This window comes from Clostridium sp. AF12-41 (assembly GCF_003461685.1).
GTDB classification, from domain to species: domain Bacteria; phylum Bacillota; class Clostridia; order Lachnospirales; family Lachnospiraceae; genus Otoolea; species Otoolea fessa.
The window spans coordinates 160,778-167,500 of record NZ_QTXO01000006.1 but is presented as its reverse complement, the minus strand read 5'-3'; the positions used below and the strand labels follow the sequence as shown (position 1 = coordinate 167,500).

Below are 6,723 nucleotides of genomic sequence, written 5' to 3'. Positions count from 1 at the left end.
TCACAACACCCATCAGGATGCTTCCAAGCATATTGTGGTCATACAGCCAGGTCAGCCAGATATTGCTTTCTATCTGGTTCAGGAAAAGTTCACCAATCGCCGTTGCCGAGAACAGTGTAATAAGCAGTGCTGCAATCCAGACGAAAAAGATCCCTTCCGCGCCCCCCAACACGGCACCTGCCAGACGGTTCAGCCCCGATATGATCGGCAGCCGGGAGACCACATTGAGCGATACGGACAGAACACGCAGTCCGCCGAACACGGCTGCAAACAGCAGAAAAAAACTTATAATATTGATCAGGCTGTTTGCCAGATAACGGCTGACGTAGTGGGTAAAGCTGCTTACACCCAGCGCCTCGTAAACTTCGCTGTTATTATTCTCCAGAAGCGCATCCTTTAACTGTTCCGGAAGCTCCATTTCTTCAATAATACTGCGCTGTACGGATGGCGGCGCCGCGTCAACTGCCTCATTTTCCGCCTCATCGTCCTTTTGGATAAATTTCGTCACGCTGTCCTCCACCGCCTGATAGACCACCTCATTGCTGCGAAGCAGATTCGCGACAGACGGCGCACCAAAATGAACCACCCCCAGCGACAGCACCAGGGAAACGGCTGAGACTGCCAGGCGGACGAATCCGCGGTAATGCCCGTACAGTACCATGGAAACCAGATAGACTGCCACCACCACGAACAGCCAGTTTTCTTTTATATAAGCACCCATTGTCTGATCGCCTCCGCTACGCCCTCTTCCCGGTTCGAAGCGGCAATCCGGTCTGCGCGTTCCTTTAAAAATGGGGCGCCATTTTCCATCGCCACGCCGATTCCTGCTGCCTCCAGCATGGGCCAGTCGTTTTCGCCGTCTCCAAATGCCATCGTCTCCTCCGCTTCAATTCCCAGATACTGACAGAGATTCCGCAGCCCGCTCCCCTTTGTGATGCCCGCCGCGTTGAGTTCCAGATTCCACGGAAGCGAGGAGGTCACCAGAACCTCCGGCATCGCTTCCAGCTTTGCCCGGACTGCCTGTTTGCTCTCCCGGTCCTTAAAATTTAAATTCATCTTCTGCACCGGGCATTTTTTCTCCCGCAGATACTCCACCATGTCAGTAACTGCCCGGCGCGTCGCCCGGATATAGGCGCATTCACGTTCCGGTATCCCGTATTCTTCCAGCTGTGCCAGCAATCGCGTCTCGCTGACGCCGCCCTCCGATACATACATATCGTAAATAACCGGATGCCGGCGCAGCACCTCAATCACCCGGATCGTCTCTTCCCAGCTCAGGCAGCTTTCCGACACCCAGATATTTTTCCCGAAATCCCGGACGACCGCCCCATTTGTAAATATGCCATAGTGGACGCCCGGCAGGCTCAAAACCTCCTCTGGCACTGCCGGGAGCGCGCGCCCGGTCGCCGGGACAATCTCAATCCCCCGCTGCGCGCACAGTTCCATCACCTGTCTTGTTTTTTCCGACACGTGCATTTTTTCATTTAACAGTGTCCCATCTAAATCGAGGGCTATTAACCGTGTTCCCATCTTTCTCTCCCGTATCTCTTTTTACTGTCCACTACCAGAAAACGCTGCCGGGAAGCATTCCCCCGCAGCGCTCTCTTTTACTAATTAGCTTTAATTTTAAAATTTCTCGAATTGTTTTAATTAATCAAAGAAATGTTTCTCTTTCAGAATCAGAAGTCCATCCTTATCATATTTCGATGAGAACAGTCCGCTGAAGGATTTCTTCTCCGCCTTATCTGCAGCTTCCTCGATCAAATCTTCGGCACTTGTCTTGGTAAGCGGTTCTCCGTCCTCCTCCATCATCTCAGCGCGCTCGTACAGAGCCAGCATGCTCTTTCCCGAAATACTGCAGTCGATCTCCGATGCATATTTGCAGGCATACTGAACAAACTCCTCAACATCCATATCGCCGGACTTTTTGGACGGTTTCTCTTCCGACTCATCCTCTGGATAATTGGAATACTCGTCGTCCTCGCGTTCGTCTTTATAGCTGTCTTTGTAATCGTCCTTATAATCATCACGATAGCCGTCACGCGCATAATCATCCTCCGGCTCATACTCATCCTTCTCGTAGTGATCTTCTTCGTCTTCATACTCCGGCTCGTCATCGCGTCTTGCCTCTTCCTGACGGCGCAGTTCTTCTCTCTGCCGCTCTGCCAGACGGCGATCTTCCTCCGCTTTACGCGCTTCTTCTGCCTCTTTGGCTGCCAGTGCCTGTGCTTCTGCCTTGGCGCGCTCTTCTTCCTCACGGCGGGCTGCTGCTTCCTGCTGTCTGCGTTTTTCCTCTGCCTCTTTTTCTGCCTGACGGCGGATCTCCGCCTCACGCTCTGCCTGGCGTTTTCTGGCTGCTTCTGCTTCCTGCTGCGCCTGCTGGCGTTTCAGCTCTTCCTCGCGCGCCTGTGCCAGCTTCGCTGCATCGTCTTTCTGGTTTTCACAGCCGATATACTGGAAACGCTCTGCTAATGCCGGATATGCGCGGTGCATCTGCTCTAAACGCGCCTGCGTATCAATCAGAACAACGACCATGCCGGTTTCATCCTGTGTCATCAGTTCTTCCAGCTCTTCCACCGTCAAATCGTCCAGATCGGCTGCATGCTCGACCACCAGATCCTTGCCTGCCAGGCGCTCCGCCACCGATGCGATGCCGCGATGGGAAAGGTTTGCGCCGCTGATCTTGGCAACCGGATGCTTGGTCCCCAGCTCGCGGTGAATCTTTTTCAGGGAATCAAGTGCCATCGCAAGACCGGCTGCCGGATCTTCCGCCTCGATCATCAGATGATTCGATTCCTTGATCTCCTCTTCTTCCTCTTCCGGTTCGAAATCCCAGTCTTCCACTATGGTTTCCTCTTCCTCTTCAAATTCATGAATCGGAGCTTCCTCGCTCTTTTCCTCTGCCTCTGCCGGCTCTAGGTCGCGGAGATTCCTGAAAACACGTGTCTCCCCTTCGGATGCGCCCTCTTCCTCATCGTAAGGCTTGATCTTGGACACTTCTTTTGCCAGCGCTTCTTCCGCCTGTGCTTCATGAAGGCTTGCTACTACATTCTCGTCCAGCGCAGCCTTTTCTACTTTCTCGTCCGCCGGTTTTGTCTCAGCTTTCGGTTTTCCAGCCTTCTCTTCTGGCTCTGCCTGCTCCGGCTGTCCCTCCGGCTCGTTCTCCGGTTCGTCGTCCAGCTCTGCCTCCGGCTCATCCGTATCCAGATACTCTCCTTCCGGCTCTGGCTTGCGGTATGTACCGTTCTTGTACTCTTCTTCCACCGCACGCAGCTTTTCTTCGTACTTCTCGCGGTTTTCCACCAGATCCATCTGATATTTCGTCAGCGGCGCATACTGAAGTTTCAGTTCCATTGCCTTGTCCACATATTTGCCAAGACCGAACATCAGCATGATCTTGTCGCAGATCCGCACACAGTCGTCCGCCTGGTTCGCCTGATGATAAAGCTCTGCCAGGTGGTACAGCCATTTCTCATCCAGCTCTTCCTGACAATATCTCTCCAGAGAATTGATCTGCTGCTCTAACGGCGCATCCTTCGCCTCCAGAATCAGGAAACGAAGCAGGTACTGGCGCGGGTCATCGCCGGACAGCTCACAGAACTCCCGGTAATACGCCTCTGCCTCCTGAATATTATTTTCACGCAGTGCAAGGTCGGTCAGCTTATATAAAAGCCCCTTTCCAAGCGGCGCTCTCTCATATGCCAGCAATAAAATATCCTTGGCATCCTGATACTCTGCATTTTTCTCATAAATCTGGGAAATCATCGTAAGCAGGCTGGTGCTGCGTACACGACGCCAGTCGATGGTATCGGCGATCTTCATCGCCGTCTCGAAATCTCCCTTGTTAACCAGTTTCTTAATCTGCTCTACCTTGATGTTAAACTCGTATTTATCCATCTTATGCATCTCCTAACTTCCTGCCGCGGCAGAAGTTTTATTGTTACTGTTCACGCATACGTGCCCAGTAACGTTTTATTTGCTCACCGGCTACAGCTCTGTACGCCCATCCAGCGCGCGCAGAAGCGTTACCTCATCAATATATTCCAAGTCGCCCCCGACCGGAACGCCGCTGGCGATTCGCGTCACCCGGATCCCTGTCGGCTTAATCAGCTTGCTCAAATACATCGCGGTCGTCTCGCCCTCCAGGCTTGAGTTGGTTGCGATAATGACCTCACGAACCTCCTCTTTCTGCAAGCGAGTCATCAGCTCCTTGAGCCGGATGTCGCCCGGTCCGATCCCCAGCATCGGGGAGATCGCCCCATGCAGCACATGATAGACCCCGTTGTATTTTCCTGTCTTCTCATATGCCGCCAGATCGCGCGTATTTTCCACCACCATGATCGTCTCATGATCACGCCGGTCGCTGCTGCAGATCGGGCACAGTTCCTTATCGGTCAATGTGCAGCACTCCTTGCAATAACGCACATTCTGCTTGGCTTCCAGAATCGCGCCGGACAAGTGCCTGACCTGTTCTTCCGGCATATTGATGATATGAAATGCAAGACGCTGCGCCGATTTACTTCCGATTCCGGGAAGTTTTGACAATTCTTCGATTAGCTTGCTAATCTGGCTACTGTAATAATCCATCGCTTAAAACGGGAATCCGCCTCCCAGACCGCCAAGGCCACCGGTCAACTGGGACATCATCTGGCTGCTGTCCTCTTCCGCCTGACGGAATGCCTCGTTGGTCGCCGCCACGATCAGATCCTCTAACATCTCGATATCATCCGGATCCACTACTTCCTCAGACAGTTTCACGGAAAGAACCTCTTTTTTACCAGATACGGTCACGGTTACAGCGCCGCCGCCTGCGGATGCGCTGTACTGCTTCTCCTCCAGCTCTTTCTGCTTCTCTTCCATCTGGCGCTGCATTCTCTGCGCCTGCTTCATTAAATTGTTCATATTGCCCGGCATACCGCCTGGGAAACCGCCACGTTTTGCCATGGTGTCATTCCTCTCTTTCACTTCTTTTTATTTATATTCAGACTGGCTGCCGATTGCAGCCGGTTCTATATATCATATAAACCCACTAATATCATTTATCTGCATTTAATCACAGCTTCTTGCATTACAAAACAAGGCTCATCTTTAGCAAGCTCCACTACACGGAATCATCCTCTTCGACAATCACATCGGTATGGATTGCGTTCTTTAAATCCTCATCACTGACATAAACCGTTCTTTGCGGCACAGCAGATGATTCTAAACGGACTTTAAATTGCAGAGTCTTTTTGTATTTTTCTTGCACTACTTCCTGCAAATTCTTAAGCTCAGGCTCCCGATTGATAATTCCAAACGTATTTTCATCTGTACACACAATGCAAAGGCAGCCTTCGCCCGCCGGTTCTACACTTGTCTTGGGAAGACTGAGTCTAATCGAACCCACAAGCTGGCTCAGGGACGCAATCCGTCCCCATTCTTTCCGCATCAGCATCAGATCTTCGTACTGTGCCGGCGGAAGGGATACCGTCTTCGGCTCAGGCGGCGTTTCCACCACAGCCGTTTTGGAGGATGCCGCCTGCCCCGCTGCCGGTGCAAGGGACGCCAGTTTCTGTAGATTGTCCGGCATTTCCTGCATTTTCTGCTCTAATAGCGTAATCCGCTGTAAAATGGAATCAAGATTCTGTTCCATCGACGGCGTCGTCAGCTTGATAAAGGCAATCTCCACCAGAATCCGCTTCTGTGACGCGTAGCGCAGCTGCCCGGAAAGTTCCGAGAAAATACGGATGTAACGCATCAGCGTTTCCGTATCAACGCCTGCCGCCTCTTCCTTTAAAACTGCCAGATTTTCCTCCGACATATCGAGCATATCGCCCGGTTCGTCGGTCGTCTTGGCAATCAGGAGATTTCGCATATACCAGACGAAATCGTTGACGAGCTGCGAAAGATCGCGCCCCTGGATGATCATTTCCTCAATCTCACGGATGCACGCCTTCGTATCACTTGCAAGCACCGCCTGAAACAGCTTGCTGAACACGCGGTTATCGACCGCGCCCAACACCTCGAGCACATTGTCATACGTCAGCTTTTCCCCGAAATGGAACGCCACGCACTGATCGAGAAGGCTTAACGCATCTCGCATCGAGCCATCCGCCGCACGTGCCACATACCTAAGTGCCCGGTCGTCTACATCGATCTGCTCCGCCTGCGTCAGCTCCGCCAGCCGTCCCGCGATGGTATCGATCGAGATCCGCTTGAAATCATATCTCTGGCACCGGGACAGGATCGTGATCGGGATCTTGTGGACCTCCGTCGTCGCCAAGATAAATATAACGTAGGACGGCGGTTCTTCCAGCGTCTTTAAGAGCGCATTGAACGCGCCGATCGAAAGCATATGAACCTCGTCAATGATGTAGACGCGGTAGCGCCCATCCGTCGGCGGGTACTGCACCTGCTCCCGGATATCGCGGATATTTTCCACACCATTGTTGGATGCCGCATCGATCTCCACCACATTGAGGGAAGCTCCTTCCGCAATCTGGCGGCACATACTGCACTCGCCGCAGGGGCTGCCGTCCACCGGATGTTCACAGTTGACTGCCCGTGCAAAGATCTTGGCAATACTCGTCTTACCGGTTCCGCGCGTCCCGCAGAAGAGGTACGCGTGCCCGATCCGCCCGGAGTTGATCTGATTTTTCAGGGTCTTTACGATATGGTCCTGACCCCGGACCTCTTCAAAGGACGTCGGACGCCATTTTCTGTACAGTGCTGTATATGACATAA

6 protein-coding genes (1 of these 6 running past the window's edge) are annotated in these 6,723 nt (G+C 52.7%); all 6 read right to left on the bottom strand.

From position 1 onward, the window contains the following. On the bottom strand, positions 1 to 721 hold the 5' portion of the coding sequence (locus DWV73_RS10660; protein WP_117796671.1) for a CvpA family protein. The gene continues 14 nt to the left of window position 1, outside the view; 721 of the gene's 735 nt are visible here — the first part of the coding sequence; it begins with the start codon at positions 719 to 721; its stop codon lies beyond the left edge, outside the window. After that, a complete protein-coding gene (locus tag DWV73_RS10655; protein ID WP_117796670.1) occupies positions 706 to 1,530 on the bottom strand; it encodes an HAD family hydrolase in 825 nt (274 codons plus the stop codon). Before DWV73_RS10655 ends, DWV73_RS10660 begins: the two co-directional genes overlap by 16 nt. Positions 1,531 to 1,650: 120 nt before the next feature. Next, positions 1,651 to 3,897: a hypothetical protein gene (locus tag DWV73_RS10650; protein ID WP_117796669.1), complete on the bottom strand. Its 2,247-nt coding sequence runs from the start codon at positions 3,895 to 3,897 to the stop codon at positions 1,651 to 1,653. 90 nt (positions 3,898 to 3,987) lie between these two features. Next, entirely contained in the window at positions 3,988 to 4,587 is a 600-nt protein-coding gene (gene recR / locus DWV73_RS10645) for a recombination mediator RecR (RefSeq protein WP_022359051.1), read from the bottom strand. Positions 4,588 to 4,590: 3 nt separating this feature from the next. Continuing rightward, positions 4,591 to 4,944, bottom strand: coding sequence for a YbaB/EbfC family nucleoid-associated protein (locus tag DWV73_RS10640; RefSeq protein ID WP_022359050.1), 354 nt, complete (start codon positions 4,942 to 4,944; stop codon positions 4,591 to 4,593). 157 nt (positions 4,945 to 5,101) lie between these two features. Continuing rightward, positions 5,102 to 6,721: a DNA polymerase III subunit gamma/tau gene (gene dnaX / locus DWV73_RS10635; protein ID WP_022359049.1), complete on the bottom strand. Its 1,620-nt coding sequence runs from the start codon at positions 6,719 to 6,721 to the stop codon at positions 5,102 to 5,104. Positions 6,722 to 6,723 lie beyond the last annotated feature (2 nt).